The sequence below is a fragment of the Kitasatospora sp. NPDC092286 genome, assembly GCF_044755565.1.
In the GTDB taxonomy this organism is placed as follows: Bacteria; Actinomycetota; Actinomycetes; order Streptomycetales; family Streptomycetaceae; genus Kitasatospora.
In genome coordinates, this window is sequence record NZ_JBIVRD010000032.1 from 85,743 (window position 1) to 102,826 (window position 17,084).

The window sequence follows — 17,084 nt, forward strand, 5'->3', positions numbered from 1 at the left end:
AGCTCACCCGGTCCAGGTCCGCACGTCCAGAAGTGGCGGGTCGAGCGGCCAGGGCGGGGCGGCGGCCGTGGCCGCGAGGCGGAGAGCGCCGAGCAGCGGCGGGCCGTCGGGCCGACGCGGGCGGGCGGCCGGCAGGACGGCTGCCAGGGTGGCCACGGCGGCCCCGCGAACCGATGGTAGGTTGAACAGGCCTCCGGTCAAAGCGATCTGAGGCTCCGTCAGCGCGGCGGCTCCGGCAGCAGCAGCCGCGCTGACGGCGATCTCCTCCCCCGCCCGCCGGACGATCCCGCCCGCGACCACGCAGCCCGCCTCCGCCGCCATGGCGACCTCCGGGGCGAACGCGGCCAGCAGGGCGGCACGGTCCGGGCGCGGCTGGAGCGCGGCGGGCAGGCCGGTCACCGGGCCGTAGCGGCGTTCCGCCGACTCCAGCAGGGCCGGCGAGCCACCCGCACGGCCGTCGTACGCGCGCAGGGCCGCCTCCAGACCGGCCCGGCCGATCCAGGCGCCGCCGCCGCAGTCGCCGAGCAACTGCCCCCAGCCGTCGGCCCGTCGCCAGCCGGTGTCGGGGTGGAAGCCGATCGCCACCAGGCCGGTGCCCGCGGCCACGGCCACGCCCGGCCGCGCCCCGAGCGCGCCCGCGTAGGCGGAGATCGCGTCGCCGGCCAGGACCAGCCGGCCCGCTCCGGTGGCGCGGGCCAGCGGGGCGGGCAGCTTCGCCGCCAGGTCGCGGCCGAGCAGTGCCATCCCGGTGGCTCCGATGGCAACGGCACTGACGCACCCACCGGTTCGCCCGTCCGCTCGCCCGTCCGCTCGCACCGAGGCGGCCAGCGGGCCGAGGGCGGGGAGCAGCCGGCCGAGCAGGGCGTCCGCGTCGTGGCCGGCGCCGGAGATCCGGGCAGGGCTCGCGAGTTCGACGGTGCGCGCCCGGGACAGGTCGGCGGGCCAGGCGTCGGGGGCGAGGGCGAGCCGGATGCCGGAGCCTCCGACGTCAATGCCGATCACCCAGGAGCCTCCGGCGGCTTCGGCCTGGGCCGATGTCCGGTCCACAGCACTCCTCCCAGTGATGTTGCTCTTCCACATCCCGAGACTTCTGTGCGAGAAGCCTCGACATCCCGACGGGTGTCAACCTCAGGTGTGTCCGAAGTGTGCCATCACCGCCCCGGGAAGGAGGCCGCGCCGTACACCGTGCCGCCGCCCTCACCACCCGGGCGCACGTGGACTTCTGCCGCGCCATCACCGCCGCCTGTCACGGCGCCGCGCCTGCCCAGGGTCCGGGCGGCCGGCGGGGACACCGGCATCTGAGGTCCAGTCACCTCTGGGCAGACCGCCGCGCGGAGCCGGGAACGGCCCCGCGCGGCGCGGTGACGGCTTGGTGGCGGCTCAGGAGCGGAGGTCGAAGACCAGGCGGGCCGAGACCTTGCCGGCCAGCACCTCCTCGATGCAGGTGTTGACGTCGTCGAGTTTGCGGGTTTCGCGGATGACGCGGGTGCGGCCGAGGGCGTGCAGGCGGAAGACCTCGGCGAGGTCCTGGCGGGTGCCGACGATCGAGCCGGTCACCTTGGTGCCGTTCAGCACGGTCTCGAAGACGGGGAGTTCGAGCTTCCCTCCGGCGGGCAGGGCGACCAGCACCAGTGTGCCGCCGCGGCGCAGCGAGGCGTAGGCGGCCTGGAAGGAGGCGTTGCTCACCGCGAGCGCGATGGCCGTGTCGGCGCCGCCGAGTTTCTGGACTTCGGCCGTGATGTCCTGGGTGCGGGCGTCGAGGACGTGGTCGGCGCCGAGTTCCCGGGCGAGGGCGAGTTTGTCGTCGGTGATGTCGACGGCGATGGTCTCGGCGCCGAAGACGCGGGCGTACTGCAGGGCGAGGTGGCCGAGGCCGCCGATGCCCGAGACCAGGACGCGCGTGCCGGGGCGGGCGCCGGAGACCTTCAGCGCCTTGTAGGTGGTGACGCCCGCGCAGGTGAGCGGTGCGGCGTCCAGCGGGTCGATGCCGTCGGGGACGGGCACCACGTAGTCACCGTGGGCGAGCGCGTACTCGGCGTAGGCGCCGTCCACCGAGTAGCCGCTGTTGTGCTGGCCGAGGCAGAGCGTCTCCCAGCCCGAGACGCAGTGGTCGCAGCGCCCGCAGGCGTCGGCCAGCCAGGCGATCGCCACCCGCTCCCCCGCCTTGGTGTGGCGGACCTGCTCACCCACCGCCTCGACGATGCCGACACCCTCGTGGCCGGGCACGAACGGCGGACTGGGCTTGACGGGCCAGTCACCATGGGCGGCGTGGATGTCGGTGTGGCAGATCCCGGACGCCTCCAGGCGGACCAGCACCTGGTGCGGCGCGGGCGTCGGGACCGGGCGGTCCTCGATCACCAGCGGCTGGGCGAAGTCTTGGACGACGGCGGCCTTCATGGTCTCTGCCTTTCGAGCGGGAGGACTTGGGCTGTTTCCATCCCACGCCCACCGCGCCCGTCCCGTAAGGGCCGAAGAGGACCCACCCACCCGGGCCGATGGTCCCCGCCCGCCCTGACCAAGGTCGCCCCGGCCAAGGTCGCCCCCGGCCAGACCCCGGCCCGGGTCAGCCGGGGTGGAAGATCACCCGGACGTCGGCGTCGACGGGCAGGATCAGCACGTTGCCCTCGTTCCAGGTCCAGGTGTACGGAATGAGGAACATCCGGTTGTTCGACTGGGCCAGCAGACGCAGGCCGCGATAGCGGTAGTGGAAGCGCTGGGCCGGCCCCGGGTCCGGCAGTGCCCGCTCGTCCACGCCCTGCCACTGGAGGTAGAGACGCTCCGTGGTGTCGACGATCACGGCGGGGCGCAGGGCGAGGTTGCCGGCGAGGCGGTGCGCGTCGCTGGTGCCCTTCTCGTGGGCGTAGCCCCCGGCGGCCCAGAACGAGCAGAGCGCGATGATCGCGACGCTGATGCCGAGCGCCGCCCGCTCCCCGGGCAACGGGTAGGGGGCGCCGGCGCTCCGCACGGCCAGCAGCCGGGCGAGGACGGCCAGCAGCAGGGCGCCGCCCAGCAGGAGCGGCGTGCCCATCGCGCCCGCGTCGATGGTCTGGAATCCGGCGAGGAAGCCGAGCACCAGGAGCGGAACGGCCAGGAGCCCGATGACGCGGCAGAAGCGGCGGACGGCCCGGGAGGCACCCGGGTCGTCGCGGACGGCGCTGGTCGCGAAGTGGTAGGCCAGCGCCGCGAGGAGGGCTCCGCAGAGGACGGCTCCCACCGGGAGGTAGAGCGCGGCGGAGCTGCGGAGCAGGTAGTCCTGGGTGGCGAAGCCGAGCGTCGCGGCGTCCACGCCGAAGAAGCTGTAGAGCGCGTCGGTGTAGGCGTAGCCGAAGAAGAGCAGCAGGGCGGTGACGAAGGTGGTGGGGGCGATCCACGAGGCGATCCGGCCGATCCAGCCGCTCCAGGTCTCCGGCCGCGCCGCCGGCGCCTCCTGCGGCGGCCCCTCCTGCGACGGGCTCCCCGGTGCGGAGGCCGCCGGTTCAGGGGCCGCCGGTTCGGGCGCCACCGGCTCCGGACCGCCGGCCCCGGTGCCTCCGGGCGGCTCCTGCTCCGCAGGCCTCAGGGCGTGCTCGCAGACGCTGTTCCGCCACCGGGCGCCCCGGGCGTGGCCGGCGGGTAGGAGCTGCCGCCCCCGGGCGAGGCGGAGCCCGGGCTGCCGCTCTGGCCCTCCGACGCGCTCTCGACCACGACGTGGCCCGAGGCGGTGGCGTTCCGGCTGGAGCCGCCCACGGTCACGGTGAGGCAGATGACGCGTTCACTGCCGGCCGGTGGCCTCGGCCCCGGGAGCGTGAACGTGACCGTGGTGCTGCTGCCGCCGACCACGGTGACCGTCCGGCTTCGCGGACTCGCCGGCGCGGACCTGGTGTTCCCGGTGCAGTCGACGACCTGGCTGATCTCGGTGGTGAACGTGCTCCGGGACGAACTCTCCAGGAAGACGCGGACCGTCGGCCAGATGCCGCTGGCGCTCGCCGACACCTCGCCCGCGGCATTGAACCCGCCCTGGTTCCCACCCACCGAGGTCCGGTTCTCCGAGGGCTGCCGCCCCCCGCCTTCCACGGGCGGCGAGGACTCGGGCTCGGCCGTTCCCGACGCCCCGGCCGATGCGGCCGGGGACGCGGGCCCGGCACCGCCGCCCCCGGAGCAGGCCGCGAGCGTCGATACCACCAGTGCCGCCAGAAGCCACCGGACCGGTCCTCCTGCTGCGCCGCGCGGTGCGGTTCGCGGTGTTCCGGGCATGCGGTCCCCCATCCAGGGACGAGAAGAGCACGGGCGGGGCCGGTCGGTCCGCCCCGCCGCACGCTACCCGTTCGCACACGTTCCGTCTGTCCGCCGAGCGGGTGGCACGGCAGACCCCGGCAGCGGGGCCGGCGGCCCGGGTCAGGGCGTCGGCCGCCCACCGCGGACCAGGCCCGACTGGTAGGCGATGGCGACGAGTTGGGCCCGGTCGCGGGCGTCGAGCTTGGCCATGGCGCGGTGGACGTGGGTGCGGACGGTGAAGGGGCTGACGTACATCCGCTCGGCGATCTCCTCGTTGGTCAGGCCGGTGGCGGCCATGGCCATCACCTCCCGCTCGCGGGCGGTGAGGACGGACAGCCGTTCGGGTGTGCCGGTGGGGGCGGGGTCGGGCTGGGCCAGGAACTGGTCGATCACGGCCCGGGTGGCGGCGGGCGACAGCAGGGCCTCGCCCGCCGCCACCGTGCGCAGCGCCGCGAGCAGTTCCTTCGGGTCCGCGCCCTTGCCGAGGAAGCCGCCGGCGCCCGCCCGCAGGGCCTTGGCCACGTACTCGTCGATCTCGAAGGTGGTGAGGATGAGCACCCTCGTCCCGGTGAGCTCCTCGTCGCCGCAGATGGCGGCGGTCGCCGTCAGGCCGTCGACGCCGGGCATCCGGATGTCCATCAGGACGACGTCGGGCCGGGTGGCCCGGGCGAGTTCGACCGCCTCGCGGCCGTCGGCGGCCTCCCCGACCACCTCCATGTCCTCGGCCGCGTCGATCAGCACCCGGAACGCGCCGCGCAGCAGTGCCTGGTCGTCGGCGAGCAGTACGCGAATGGTCATGACTGGTCCTTGTCCTCTCGGGCGGCGGCGGTGCGCAGGGGCAGTTCGGCGGAGACCAGGAAGCCGCCGTCCGGGCGGCGGTCGGCGTGGAGCCGCCCGCCGACGGCGGAGGCCCGCTCGCGCATGCCGATCAGGCCGTAGCCGGTCGCGTCGGCCGCCGGGCCGGGGATCGCGGGCCAGGGGGGCGCGGATCGCGGGGCGGCGGGCCGGGAGGCCGCGGGCCGGGGGCCCGGCGGGCGGGGCGCCCCCGGGCGCCGGACGGCGGACGCGCCGTTGGCGACGGTGAGGGCGACCCGGCTGCCGGAGTACGCGAGGGTCACGTCGGCGGTGGCACCGTGCGCGTGCTTGGCGACGTTGGTCAGGGACTCCTGGACGATCCGGTAGGCCGTCAGGTCGACCCCCGGGGACAGCGGACGCGGCTCGCCCTCGACGGCGAGCCGGACCGCGAGCCCGGCGCGCTCGAACGAGTTGATCAGGCGCGGGAGCTCGCCGAGCCCGGGGGCCGGCTCCAGCGGCGCCTGCGGGTCGTCGGCGCGGCGCAGCAGGCCGACGGTGGCCTTGAGCTCCTGGAGCGCCGAACCGGTGGCCTCGGTGAGGTGGCTGAGCACCTCGCGGGCCTGGGCGGGGTGGGTGTCCATCAGGTGGACGGCGATGCCGGCCTGGGCGTTGGCCAGGGCGATGTGGTGGGCGACCACGTCGTGCAGGTCGCGGGCGATCCGGATCCGCTCGTCGGCGACCCGTCGCTGGGCCTCCTCCTCGCGGGTGCGCTCGGCGCGCTCGGCGCGTTCCTCGATCGCGGCCAGGTGGGCGCGGCGGGTCCGGATCGCGTCACCGATGGCGCCGGGCAGCAGGACCCAGCTGATGACGCCGAGTTTGTCGCTCAGCGGCGCACCGGACTGGACGGCCAGGGCGGTGGTGCTGAGCAGCACGGCGGCGATCACCGTGGCGTTGCGCGCGGTGGACCGGTCGGTGCGCACGGCCAGGAAGTAGAGGGCCAGCACCACGGGGCCGACCAGGGCGGGGGTGAGCCGGAGGCCGGTCAGTGTGAGCAGGATGCCGAAGCCGAGGGTGACGGCGGTCACCGCGCGGGGGTAGCGGCGGTGGGCGAGCAGGGTGAGGCTGGACACGGCCGCGAGGACGACGGCCACCGGGTCGGGCGGGCCGTAGTGGCCGGCGCGGTCGACCATGGTGCTCACGCAGGTCAGCGCGGTCAGGACGATCACGGCCAGGGTGTCCAGCAAGCGGGGGTGGCGGCGCCGCACGCGCTGCCAGAGGTCGGTCATTCTCGTGCTCTCCGAATCCAGGGATGCCCTGGCGGCACCCTTGGCCGGGGTTCTGCCAGTACGGTCGCCGGCCGCCGCCGCGGGGCGGTGACCGGCAGGCCGGGGGCCGTCGGCGCGCTGGTCGACGGCCCCCGGACGGGAGGGGAACGATCTAGACGCCGACGGAGTGCCGAACCGGTTCCGGCCGGGGCGCCGGGGTCTGGAGCCGGGCGCCCTCGACATCGATGTCGGGCAGGATCCGGTCCAGGCTACGCGGCAGCCACCAGGCCCTGCGCCCGAGCAGTGCCAGGGCGGCCGGCACGATCGCCATCCGGACCACGAAGGCGTCGAAGGCGACGGCGGCGGCGAGGCCGAGACCCATCATCTTGATCATCGGCTCGTTCATCCCGATGAAGCCGGCGAAGACGCTGATCATGATGAACGCGGCGGCGGTGACGACCCGGGCGTTGTGCCGGAAGCCGGTGACCACGGCCTCGCCGGGTTCCTCGCCGTGGACGTAGGCCTCGCGGATCCGGGTGACCAGGAAGACCTCGTAGTCCATGGCCAGGCCGAACACCACGCCCACCATGAAGATCGGCATCATGCTCATCACCGGACCGGTCTGATCGACTCCGATCAGCCCGGCCAGCCAGCCCCACTGGAAGACCGCGACGACCGCGCCGAGCGCGGCGGCCACCGACAGCAGGAAGCCGAGCGCCGCCTTGAGCGGGACGAGGACGGAGCGGAAGACCACCAGCAGCAGGACGACCGCCAGGCCGACGACGACGACGAGGTAGGGCACCAGCGCGTCGGTGAGCTTCTGGGAGACGTCGATGTTCATCGCGGTGGCACCGCTCACCAGAACGGTGGCGCCGGTGGCGGTCTTCAGGTCGGCCGCCTTGCCGCGGATGGCGTGGACCAGGTCCTTGGTCTCGGCGGCGGCCGGCCCGGTGGACGGCACGGCGGTGAGCACCGCGGTGTCACCGGTCCGGTTGAACATCGCGGGCGTGACCGAGACGACGCCCGGCAGACCGGAGACGGTCTTGGCGACCCGGTCGGCGGCGGCCTTGGGATCGGCCACCCCCTTGACGTCCACCAGGACGCTCAGCGGGCCGTTGAAGCCGGGGCCGAAACCGTCGGAGAGCAGGTCGTAGGCGCGCCGCTGGGTGGTGGAGGTCGGCTTGGACTCGTCGCCCGGCAGCCCCAGCCGCAGGTCGAGGGCGGGCGCGGCGAGAATGCCGAGGCCCAGCACGCCGCCCACCAGTACGGCCACCGGGCGGCGCAGCACGAAGCGGGCCCACCGGGCGCCACCGTTGGCCCGTTGCCGGACCGTGCCGCCGTTCCGTATCCGGCGGGGCAGGACGCGGCGGCCGAGGAAGCCGAGCAGGGCCGGCACCAGGGTCAGGGCGACCAGCACCGCGATCACGACCGTCCCGGCGGCGGCCATGCCCATCTTGGCGAGCACCGGGATGCCCACCACGGAGAGCCCGGCCAGCGCGATCACGACGGTGAGCCCGGCGAAGACCACGGCGGAGCCGGCCGTGCCGGCGGCCCGCGCGGCGGCCTCCCGGGGCTCGTGGCCCTCGGCGAGTTCGGCGCGGTAGCGGGACACGATGAAGACGGCGTAGTCGATGCCGACCGCGAGGCCGAGCATCATCGCCAGGGTGCTGGTGGTGCTGGAGAGGCCGAGCGTGCTGCCGAGCGCGGTGACCGCGGCGATGCCGAGGCCGACCCCGACCACCGCCGTCAGCAGCGGCAGTCCGGCGGCGGCGAGCGAGCCGAAAGTGATCAGCAGGACGAGGGCGGACAGCGCCATGCCGATGGCCTCGCTGCTGCCGCCCATCTCCGACTTGGGCAGCAGCGCGCTGCCGCCGATCTCGACCGTGAGGCCGGCGTCGCGGCCGTGCTGCGCGGCCTGTTCGAGGGCGTCCGTGGCGGCCGTCGACAGCGCGCCGGGCTTGGCGTCGTAGCCCACGGTCGCGTAGGCGGTGGAGCCGTCCTCGGAGACGGCGCCGGCCTGGAACGGGCTGACCGCGCCGGTGACCTGCTCACCGTGGGCGAGCTCGGCGACGGTCCGCTCGACCGCCTGCTGGTTCGCGGTGGCGGTGATCTTCTGCCCGGACGGTGCGACGAAGACCAGGCGGGCCGAGGCCCCGTCGGCCTTGGCGCCGGGGAAGCGCTCCTCCATGAGGTCGAAGGCCTTCTGCGCCTCCGTGCCCGGCATGGCGAAGCCGTCGTCGGGGGCGGCCGGCGCCTTGGCGGCCAGGACACCGGCGGTCGCCAGCAGCGCGACCCAGAGCAGGGTCACCAGGCGGCGCCGGAGAAAGGCCCATCGGCCCAGGCGGTACAGGAATGTGGCCACGGAAGAGCAGACTCCTTCGAAGGACGATCACAGTGCGCGCCGGGGCGCCCCCGGTGGCCTCGCGGCCCGGGTCGCCCGCAGCATGGCCATCCTCGGTCGGCCGGGGCCGTCGGGTCGTCCTCGCTCCGCAGACACTTTCCGTACTGCGCATGCAGTAGGAAGCGGTCCCGAACGGAGTACGGCGGGCCTCCCCCTACGGCGCCGCGCCCCCGGTCGCGTCACCCGGGCGGGCGGTGACGACGGGCCGTGGGCGACCGGGCGAAGTAGCGTGATGTGCCTGGCCTGACCCTTTTGTCCGGTCCGTCCAGATCCGACCCTTTTCGATGATGTGCTCATCCCGCTGCCGGAGGTGGCCCAATGGGGGTTCCAGCCGCTCGCATCGTGTTCGACGAGAGCGACCGTACGGCCGTCGCGGACGCGGTGACGGAGATCCTCGCCACCGGCGCGCTGACGCTCGGCCCGTGGACCGAGCGTTTCGAGCAGGCGTTCGCCGCCGAACACGGCGCCTCGCACGCGGTCGCCGTGGCCAGCGGCACGGCGGCCCTGGAGGTGGTGCTGCGCACCGTCGGCGTCCGGGACCGCGACGTCGTCGTCCCGGCCGTCACCTTCTACGCGACCGCGGGCGCCGTCGTCCACGCGGGCGGCCGGCCCGTCCTCGCGGACGTGGACCCGGCGACCTTCGCGCTCAGCCCCGAAACCCTGGAGGCGGCCCTCACCCCGGACACCGCCGCCGTGGTGCTGGTGCACATCGGCGGGCTGATCACACCCGAGGCGGACGCCCTGCGCGCGGTCTGCGACCGCCGGGGCATCCCGCTGGTCGAGGACGCGGCCCACGCCCACGGCAGCAGCTACCAGGGTCGGCCCGCCGGGTCGTTCGGCCTGGCCGGCGCCTTCTCCTTCTACCCGACCAAGGTCGTCACCAGCGGCGAGGGCGGCATGATCCTCACCGAGTCGGCCGAGCTGCGCGACGAGGCGCGGATCTACCGCGACCAGGGCAAGGGCTCGTTCACCACCAACCACCACGTCCGCTTCGGCGCGTCCTGGCGGATGAGCGAGCTGAACGCGGCCGCCGGCGCGGTGCACCTGCGCCGGCTCAAGGAGTTCGTGGAGACCAGGCGCGCGGTGGCCCAGCGGTACGACGCGGCGCTCGCCGGGCTGGACGGGCTGCGGACGGTGGCCGAACCGGCCGGCTGCCGCGGCAACTACTACAAGTACGTGGCGCTGCTGCCGCACGGCGTCGAACGCGCCGCGTTCAAGCGGACGGTGGCCGAGGAGTACGGCGTCCGGCTCTCCGGCGAGGTGTACGACCTGCCGCTGCACCTGCAGCCCGTGTTCGCGCCCTACCGGACGGCGCCGCTACCGGTGGCGGAGGACCTCTGCGCGCGGCAGATCTGCCTGCCGGTGCACTCCGACATGACCGCGGACGAGACCGACCAGGTGATCGAGGCGGTCTCGGCCGTCCACCGCCGGTTCGCGGGATGACCCCCGGGCGGCCGGTCCCCGGCAGGCCCGGGACCGGCCGCCCGCACCGACCGAAGAGACCGGACTAGGAGAGAGAACGTGCGCGTAGCCGTCACCGGGGGATGCGGATTCATCGGCTCACACGTCGTGGACCGGCTGCTGTCGGCCGGGCACGAGGTGCTCGCGGTGGACGCCACCGACAAGTACCTCAACCCCGACGCCGAGCACTCCCGTATCGACGTCCTCGACCTGCCCGCCCTGACCACCGCCCTCGACGGCAGCGAGGTGGTCTTCCACCTCGCCGCGATGGCCGACGTCGAACAGGTCTCCGCCGACCCGGTCCGGGCCGTGCGGACCAACATCGACGGCACCGCGACCGTCCTGGAGGCGGCCCGGCGCAGCGGCCTCAGCCGGACCGTACTGGCCAGCACCGTCTGGGTGTACGGCGCCGCGCTCGCCGGGGAGGGGCCGGAGGGCGAGGAGCAGGAGGTGGACGAGCACGTCCCGGTCGAGCTGGAGCGCAGCGGGCACCTGTACGTCGCCACCAAGCTCGCCGCCGAGATGCTGGTGCACAGCTACCGGGAGCTGTACGGGCGGCACTTCACCATCCTGCGCTACGGCATCCCGTACGGCCCGCGGATGCGCGACGAGCTGGTGGTGGCCCGGTTCGTGCAGGCGGCCCTGGCCGGGCGGCCGATCACCATCGCGGGCGACGGCCGGCAGAGCCGCAACTTCGTCTACGTGGAGGACCTCGCGGACGCCCACGTCCGCGCCCTCTCCCCCGCCGCCGAGGACCAGACCTTCGCGCTGGAGGGCTCGGCCGCGGTCTCCGTCCGGGACATCGCCGACACCGTCGACCGGTTGCTCGGACCGGTCACCATCTCGCACATCGAGGCGCGCGCCGCCGACTACGCCGGGCGCCGCATCTCGTCCGCCCAGGCGAAGCGGCTGCTCGGCTGGTCACCGCGGACCAACTTCGCCGACGGGGTGCGGCGGTACGCGGACTGGTACCGGGACACCACCGGCACCGGGCCCGACCCGTCCTGAGCCGGGGCGCCGCCGTGCCACACGCCCTGCTGGTCTCCGGTTCGCTCGGCCAGGGGCACGACGTGATGGCCCAGGCGTGCGCGGACTCGCTGCGGGCCCGGGGCTGGACGACGTCCACGGTCGACGCGATGGCGCTGCTCGGGCAGCGCGCGGGCGCGGCCGGGGAGGCGGTCTTCCGGCGGCTGCTCGACCTGCCAGGGGTGTACGACGCCCTCCACTTCTCGGCGCTGCGGCCGGGCGCGCGGCTCGCGCTGCTGGCCGACGCGGCGGCGCGGGCCCGGCTGGTGCCGGCCCTGCGGGAGCTGGTCGCGCGGCAGCGCCCGGAGCTGGTGGTGTCGGTGTTCGCGACCGCGAGCTCGGCGGTGAACCGGTTGCCGGGGCGGGGGTTCCGGCATCTGGTGCTCTGCACGGACGTGACGCCGCACCGGCTCTGGGTGCAGGACGGCACCGACCTGTTCCTGGTCACCTCCGAGGTCGCCGCGTGCGCGGTGCGGCGCTACCGGCCGGACGCGGCGATCGCCGTACTGCCGGCACCGCTGCGCGCGCCGTTCTACCGCCCGCCCGGGCGGGCGGCGGCGCGGGCCGGGCTGGGCGTGCCGGCGGACGCCCGGTGCGTGCTGCTGATGTCCGGCTCCTGGGGCCTCGGCCCGCTCGCCCGCACGGCGGCCGCTCTCGCCGACGCCGGGCCGCACGTGCTGGCCGTGGCCGGACGCAACCGGGAGCTGGAGCGCCGGCTGCGCCGGGCCGCCGACGGCCGCCCCCGTCTGCACCCGTTCGGGTACACCGACCGGATCCCCGCCCTGATGGCCGCCGCCGACCTGGTGGTGACCAGCTCCGGCGACACCTGCAGCGAGGCCCGCGCACTGGGCCGGCGCCTGCTGCTGCTGGACGTCGTCCAGGGCCACGGCCGCGACAACCTGCAGCACGAACTGGAGCTGGGCCACGCCGACGTCACCTCCGCCCGCCCCGCCGAGGTCGTCCGGAGCGCCCTCGCCGCCCTGGCCCGCCCCGCCCCGGCCCCGTCACCCGGCGCCTCCCCCGAAGCCTGGCGGACGGGCTTCGCGGCGGCCCTGGAACGGGTGGGCCTGGCGGCGGAGTAGCGGGGGACGCCCGGTCCGGCACCGCACGACACCGCTGAGACCGACGGGCGCCGCTTCAGCTCGGTGGTCATGGCAATTCTTCCGGTGACGCCGTGGGCCGGTTCGGCTGCACGAGGTGTACGGCCACGCCGTCAGGTGTGCTGTTGGAGGAAGGCCGCGAGTTCGGCGTTGTAGGCGTCGGGGTCGGCGTTCCAGGAGCCGGTGTGGCCTGCTCCTTCCACGGTGACGAGTCTGACCTGGTCGGGCCAGTCGTGGGCGAATTCGGCGCTGGTGGCGTACGGCACGACGGTGTCGCCGGTGCCGTGGAAGAGCAGGACCGGTTGCTTGGGGCCGCCGGTGCGCCGGTTGGCGGCCAGGACGTCGACATCGCGGAAGTCCACGTCCGCGCGCAGGCCGACGATCACGGTTTCCAGGGCGGCGACCGGTGAGGGCAGGCCAAGGCCGGTGACGATGGTGTCGAGGGCCGCGCGGTAGTCGAGGGCGGGTGAGTCGAGGATGACGGCGCGCACGGCGCTGGTGTCGGCGGCACGCTGGAGGTAGGTCTCGACGATGCCTCCGCCCATGGAGTAGCCCAGCAGGACGACGCCGGTGGCCCCGTGGTCGCGGGCGTAGCGGACGGCGGCGTCGAGGTCGCGCCACTCGGTGTCGCCGAAATGCCGGGTGTTGCTGCTGTCCTGGGGCGCGCCGGGGTCGTTGCGGTAGGTGATGTCGAGGACGGGGTGGCCGAGGTCGTGCAGTTGGGGCATGGTGCGCAGTCCTGCGGCGCGGCCGGCGCCGAGGCCGTGGACCTGGATGGCCCAGGTGGTACCGGTGGCGGGAAGGAACCAGGCGGGCATCGGGCCGAGTTCGCCGGGGTAGGTGACGTCCTGGTAGCCGAGTCCGATGGCCTGTCGGGGGTCGGTGGCCCAGACGGTGACGATGATCTTTGCCTTGGCGCCCGGGGTGGGCGGGGTGCCGGCGGTGAGTGCGCGGGTGACGGTGTCGCCGTCGGAGGCGAGGACGGGCCCGAGGGTGCCGTGGTGGCGCTGGTCGGTTCCCTTGTCCTGCCAGATCAGGCCGTAGGTACCGGCGTAGCGGCTGTCCGTGGTGGCGGGGAGGGTCACCGTGCCCGGGGCGGAGGCGACGATGTGGGTGTTGAGCGGGGTGTCGTCCATGGGGCGGACGAGTCTGCCCGCGGCCAGCCAGAGCAGGCCAGCGGTGGCGCCGAGCGCGAGGACGAGGGCGCCCGCGAGGCCGGCCAACAGGCGCCGGCGCAGCCGGGAACGGCGGGTTCGGCGGCCGGGAGCGGTCGGGCCGGGAGCGGGGGGCTCGGGTGGCACGGCGGACACGGGCTCGTGCGGGGCGTGGTCGCGGGGCATGGCTGGTGACGGTTCCCGGTTCATGAGTGCTTCAGGGTGGTGGGGCCGGCGGTGAGGGTGAGAGCGAGGCCGGCCGGGGTGACGGTGAGGGCGGTGGGCTTGAGGCCGAGCGGGTAGTCGGCGGACTGCTTCTTGGCGGTGAGGCGCTCGTTGATCCGGTCGAGCTGGGGTCCGGTGACGGTTCGGCCGAGAAACTGGAGGGCGGTGGCGGTGATGGTGACGCGGCCCTCGGTGAGTGCGGGCTTGAGGGTGAGTCGACCGGTGCCGCCGGCTCCCAGGCCGAGTTCGATCGTGCCGGCGGCAGGGTCGGTGCGGGCGGTGCCGACGGGCAGGCTCTGGCCCCCGTCGCGGACGGCGGCCGCCAGGGCGTCCGCGGGGATCGTGATGTCCGCCTTCACGTCGGCCGCGCTGGGCGCGGGCTCGGCGATGCGCACGTCGTTCATCGTGATGCGCGCCGAGGCGCCGCTCAGACCGCCGAGGCGGGCATTGTCGGCGCTCAGCGTGACGTGCTCCAGGTGCCGGTCGAGGATCTTGAGCAGGGCCGGACCGCTGCCGGTGTCGACCTTCACCTGAGTGCCGAGGGCCTTCGTCGTGCTGTCGGTGATCCGGCTCTCCAGCACGTGCCCGGCGACGGCCTCCGCCCCGGCGGCGAGCACCAGGAGCGCGGCCACGGGCACTGCGACAGCGCGCACGATCCGGCCGCGCCGGGTGGCCGGGCGCAGGAGGCGGCGCGGACGGCTCGGCGGGCGGGCGGGTGTGCGGGCCGGTACGGGGCGGCGGGTCATGGTCTTCCTCGGGTGGGCTCGGGGCGGCTGACGGTCCGCGGCTCGGCGGGTGTCGCGGTGCGGGTACGGGCGAGGAGCGCCGCGGCGGCGGTGACCAGGACGGCCGTGACGGCGGCGCCGGCGACCACGAGCGCCGTCGGGTCCGTGACCACCGGTGCCCTCCTTCGTTCCGGGCCCGCCGGTCGGCGGGCCCGGAAGCAGGCTGCACCGGGGCTGCAAGTGGGAGGTTCGGCTTCTGTTCGGGGCGTGTAAGGATCACGGCCGCCGCCCGGGGCCGGCTCATCGCGCGCGTTAGCATCGAACAGTTCGAGACCACGGCCGGAGCGTGCGCGGTGGCGGGCACGGGAGAAAACTGCGATGACACCAAGCAAGGGCCTCGTCCTGGTCGTGGAGGACGAGCGTCACATCGCCGACCTCCAGCGCCTCTATCTCACCCGTGAGGGCTTCGGCGTCCACACCGAGCACGACGGCGCGGCCGGTCTCGCCGCCGTGCGGCGGCTCCGGCCGGTGGCGGTCGTCCTCGACATCGGCCTGCCCGGTCTGGACGGCACCGAGTTCTGCCGGCGCATGCGCGCCGCCGAGGACTGGACACCGGTCATCCTGGTCACCGCGCGCGACGAGGAGGCCGACCGGATCCTCGGTCTGGAGCTCGGCGCCGACGACTACGTCACCAAGCCGTTCTCACCGCGTGAACTCGTCGCCCGCGTCAAGGCGGTCCTGCGCCGGACCGCGGGGCCGCAGACAGCCGGCGTGCACAGCGTGGGGCGTCTGCGTCTGGACTCGCTGCGCCGAACCGTGCACCGCGACGGTGAGCCGCTGGAACTGACCACCACCGAGTTCAACCTGCTCGCCCACCTGCTGGCCCGGCCGGGCCAGGTCTTCGGCCGCGATCAACTGCTCTCCCAGGTCTGGGGGTACGCCGACTACCGCGACAGCCGGGTCGTCGACGTCTACGTCTCCCAGCTGCGCGCCAAGCTCGGCGACGCCAGCCCGATCCGGACCGTACGCGGCGTCGGCTACAGCGCCCAGGAGAGCGGCCGATGAGGCGTCCGTCCGTCCGTGCTCCCGGGGGTTCGCTGACCGGCAACCTGGTCCTGCTCACCACCGTCGTGGCGACCGTGGCGGTGCTGCTGGCCGGGTTCGCGGCCTGGCGCACGGCCCGTTCCAACGCCGAGGCCCAGTACCGGGAACGGCTCACCCGGCAGGCCGCCGTGCTGTCCGTCGCCCCCAACCTCTCCGTGCTGCTGCTCGACCAGGCGCAGCGGCTGACCGGCGCCACCGGTGTCCGGGTCGCGGTGATCGCCCCCGACGGCCAGGTGGCGGGCCCATCGGCGGAGGCCGTCACCCCGAGGGACCGGGACGCCCTGCTGGCCGGTGAGGACATCTCCACCACGGCCGTGCTCAGCGGTGTGCGGGTCCTCGTGGAGGGCCGCCCGGCACGCGACGGCGCCGTGGTCCTCGCCCAGCCCTTCACCGAGGTCGACGCCGCCGCCGACCGCATCCGCGCCGGCCTCACCGTCCCCCTGATCGCCGGGCTGCTCGGGGCGGCGCTGGCCGGCACCCTCCTCGCCCGGCGTATCGCCCGGCCCCTGGTCGGCGCCGCCGCCGTCGCCCACCGGCTCGCGGGCGGCGAACGCGCCCTGCACTGCCCGGTACACGGCCCCGCCGAGGCCCGCGAGGTCGCCCGCGCCCTCAACACCCTCGGCACCGCCCTCGAACACAGCGAGGGCCGCCAGCGTGCGTTCCTCACGTCCGTCTCCCACGAGATCCGCACCCCCCTCACCGCACTCCGGGGCTACGCCGAGGCCCTCGCCGACGGCGTGGTCGAACCCGGACAGCAGGAGGAGGTCGGACGGATCCTCCTGGCCGAGACCAGGCGTCTGGACCGCTTCGTCACCGACCTCCTCGAACTCGCCCGCCTCGACGCCGACGACTTCCGCATCACCCGTGAACCCACCGACCTCGGCGCCCTCGTCCAGGAGACCGCGCGAGCCTGGACCCAGCAGGCGCGGCAGCAGGGGCTGCACCTGAGCCTGGAACACCCCGACGAACCGGTGATCGCGGCCACCGACGCGTTCCGCGTCCGCCAGCTCCTCGACGGCCTCCTCGCCAACGCCGTCCGCCACACGCCGCCCGGCGCACCCGTCGTGCTGGCCCTGCGACGGACCGACACCGGCCGGGCGGAACTGCAGGTCCGCGACGGCGGCCCCGGCCTCACCGACGACGACGTCCGCATCGCCTTCCAGCCCGGCACCCTGCGCGACCGCTACACCGCCACCCGCCCCACCGGTACCGGCCTCGGCCTGGCCATCACCCACCGCCTCACCGAACGACTCGGCGCCGTCATCACCCTCCGCGGCCACGGCCCCGAAGGCGGCGCCCACTTCACCATCACCCTCCCTGAAGGGGTCTGACCGCTGTACGACGGAGGAAAGCCGAAGCCGGTGCGCCTGTTCTCACCTCGGCGCCGCGAACGCGGCCCGGACGATCCACGTGCTCCACACGTTCGGGCTCCTGCCCGCCGGCTGCCCCGGCCTCCTGTAGGTGTCAAGCGTTGTGCTCGGGAGTGTCATGAATCAGGTGGACACCCTGATCAAGGGAGACACTGATGAGCTCGCTGACGGATCACCAGATCGGGTCGGTTCCTGACGGAACGG

Annotated in this window: 15 protein-coding genes; 5 read left to right on the forward strand and 10 right to left on the reverse strand. The window is 74.6% G+C overall.

Annotated elements, in window-relative coordinates:
- Positions 1-3: 3 nt before the first annotated feature.
- From ACIQIB_RS28190 to ACIQIB_RS28220, 7 genes are all read right to left on the reverse strand, one after another.
- Positions 4-1,047, reverse strand: coding sequence for a BadF/BadG/BcrA/BcrD ATPase family protein (locus ACIQIB_RS28190; RefSeq protein ID WP_400761442.1), 1,044 nt, complete (start codon positions 1,045-1,047; stop codon positions 4-6).
- 333 nt (positions 1,048-1,380) lie between these two features.
- The gene (gene adhP, locus ACIQIB_RS28195; protein ID WP_400761445.1) at positions 1,381-2,397 is read right to left on the reverse strand and encodes an alcohol dehydrogenase AdhP; all 1,017 of its coding nucleotides are present in this window, start codon (positions 2,395-2,397) and stop codon (positions 1,381-1,383) included.
- 166 nt (positions 2,398-2,563) lie between these two features.
- Complete coding sequence (locus tag ACIQIB_RS28200; protein ID WP_363610115.1) at positions 2,564-3,502, reverse strand: hypothetical protein; 939 nt, start codon at positions 3,500-3,502, stop codon at positions 2,564-2,566.
- Positions 3,503-3,555: 53 nt separating this feature from the next.
- The gene (locus ACIQIB_RS28205) at positions 3,556-4,011 is read right to left on the reverse strand and encodes a hypothetical protein (RefSeq protein ID WP_400761447.1); all 456 of its coding nucleotides are present in this window, start codon (positions 4,009-4,011) and stop codon (positions 3,556-3,558) included.
- Positions 4,012-4,374: 363 nt separating this feature from the next.
- Positions 4,375-5,052 carry a response regulator gene (locus ACIQIB_RS28210; protein ID WP_400761449.1) on the reverse strand — a complete coding sequence of 226 codons (678 nt, stop codon included), beginning with the start codon at positions 5,050-5,052 and terminating at the stop codon, positions 4,375-4,377.
- Positions 5,049-6,335, reverse strand: coding sequence for a sensor histidine kinase (locus ACIQIB_RS28215; RefSeq protein WP_400761451.1), 1,287 nt, complete (start codon positions 6,333-6,335; stop codon positions 5,049-5,051). The genes ACIQIB_RS28210 and ACIQIB_RS28215 overlap by 4 nt, the downstream gene beginning before the upstream one ends.
- A gap of 151 nt (positions 6,336-6,486) precedes the next feature.
- Positions 6,487-8,676: an MMPL family transporter gene (locus ACIQIB_RS28220; RefSeq protein ID WP_400761454.1), complete on the reverse strand. Its 2,190-nt coding sequence runs from the start codon at positions 8,674-8,676 to the stop codon at positions 6,487-6,489.
- 357 nt (positions 8,677-9,033) lie between these two features.
- On the opposite strand from ACIQIB_RS28220, the gene ACIQIB_RS28225 reads away from it, so the two are divergent.
- The 3 genes from ACIQIB_RS28225 to ACIQIB_RS28235 all read left to right on the forward strand — a co-directional run bounded on the left by ACIQIB_RS28225 (position 9,034) and on the right by ACIQIB_RS28235 (position 12,284).
- The gene (locus ACIQIB_RS28225) at positions 9,034-10,158 is read left to right on the forward strand and encodes a DegT/DnrJ/EryC1/StrS aminotransferase family protein (RefSeq protein WP_363610125.1); all 1,125 of its coding nucleotides are present in this window, start codon (positions 9,034-9,036) and stop codon (positions 10,156-10,158) included.
- 78 nt (positions 10,159-10,236) lie between these two features.
- Complete coding sequence (locus ACIQIB_RS28230) at positions 10,237-11,184, forward strand: NAD-dependent epimerase/dehydratase family protein (protein ID WP_400761457.1); 948 nt, start codon at positions 10,237-10,239, stop codon at positions 11,182-11,184.
- A 14-nt stretch (positions 11,185-11,198) separates the two neighbouring features.
- Complete coding sequence (locus tag ACIQIB_RS28235; RefSeq protein ID WP_400761458.1) at positions 11,199-12,284, forward strand: hypothetical protein; 1,086 nt, start codon at positions 11,199-11,201, stop codon at positions 12,282-12,284.
- A gap of 131 nt (positions 12,285-12,415) precedes the next feature.
- On the opposite strand, the gene ACIQIB_RS28240 is transcribed toward ACIQIB_RS28235, so the two are convergent.
- From ACIQIB_RS28240 to ACIQIB_RS28250, 3 genes are read right to left on the reverse strand one after another with little or no spacing between them, the layout of a single operon-like run.
- Entirely contained in the window at positions 12,416-13,642 is a 1,227-nt protein-coding gene (locus ACIQIB_RS28240; RefSeq protein WP_363610131.1) for an alpha/beta fold hydrolase, read from the reverse strand.
- A gap of 20 nt (positions 13,643-13,662) precedes the next feature.
- Positions 13,663-14,427 carry a DUF2993 domain-containing protein gene (locus ACIQIB_RS28245; protein WP_363610133.1) on the reverse strand — a complete coding sequence of 255 codons (765 nt, stop codon included), beginning with the start codon at positions 14,425-14,427 and terminating at the stop codon, positions 13,663-13,665.
- Entirely contained in the window at positions 14,424-14,579 is a 156-nt protein-coding gene (locus ACIQIB_RS28250; RefSeq protein WP_400761463.1) for a hypothetical protein, read from the reverse strand. The genes ACIQIB_RS28245 and ACIQIB_RS28250 overlap by 4 nt, the downstream gene beginning before the upstream one ends.
- A gap of 205 nt (positions 14,580-14,784) precedes the next feature.
- Here ACIQIB_RS28250 and ACIQIB_RS28255 point away from each other — a divergent pair, with 205 nt between their 5' ends.
- On the forward strand, positions 14,785-15,471 hold the full coding sequence (locus ACIQIB_RS28255) for a response regulator transcription factor (protein WP_363610137.1): 687 nt from the start codon (positions 14,785-14,787) through the stop codon (positions 15,469-15,471).
- Positions 15,468-16,841, forward strand: a complete 1,374-nt coding sequence (locus ACIQIB_RS28260; protein ID WP_400761465.1) for an ATP-binding protein — start codon at positions 15,468-15,470, stop codon at positions 16,839-16,841. The genes ACIQIB_RS28255 and ACIQIB_RS28260 overlap by 4 nt, the downstream gene beginning before the upstream one ends.
- Positions 16,842-17,084: the final 243 nt, after the last annotated feature.

What these genes read in the sequence shown, in the direction of transcription:
- ACIQIB_RS28225 (WP_363610125.1), top strand. Translation starts at nt 9,034, where the DNA reads ATGGGGGTTCCAGCCGCTCGCATCGTGTTCGACGAGAGCGACCGTACG.
- ACIQIB_RS28260 (WP_400761465.1), top strand. Translation starts at nt 15,468, where the DNA reads ATGAGGCGTCCGTCCGTCCGTGCTCCCGGGGGTTCGCTGACCGGCAAC.
- ACIQIB_RS28240 (WP_363610131.1), bottom strand. Translation starts at nt 13,642, where the DNA reads ATGCCCCGCGACCACGCCCCGCACGAGCCCGTGTCCGCCGTGCCACCC.
- ACIQIB_RS28255 (WP_363610137.1), top strand. Translation starts at nt 14,785, where the DNA reads ATGACACCAAGCAAGGGCCTCGTCCTGGTCGTGGAGGACGAGCGTCAC.
- ACIQIB_RS28210 (WP_400761449.1), bottom strand. Translation starts at nt 5,052, where the DNA reads ATGACCATTCGCGTACTGCTCGCCGACGACCAGGCACTGCTGCGCGGC.
- ACIQIB_RS28245 (WP_363610133.1), bottom strand. Translation starts at nt 14,427, where the DNA reads ATGACCCGCCGCCCCGTACCGGCCCGCACACCCGCCCGCCCGCCGAGC.
- adhP (WP_400761445.1), bottom strand. Translation starts at nt 2,397, where the DNA reads ATGAAGGCCGCCGTCGTCCAAGACTTCGCCCAGCCGCTGGTGATCGAG.
- ACIQIB_RS28215 (WP_400761451.1), bottom strand. Translation starts at nt 6,335, where the DNA reads ATGACCGACCTCTGGCAGCGCGTGCGGCGCCGCCACCCCCGCTTGCTG.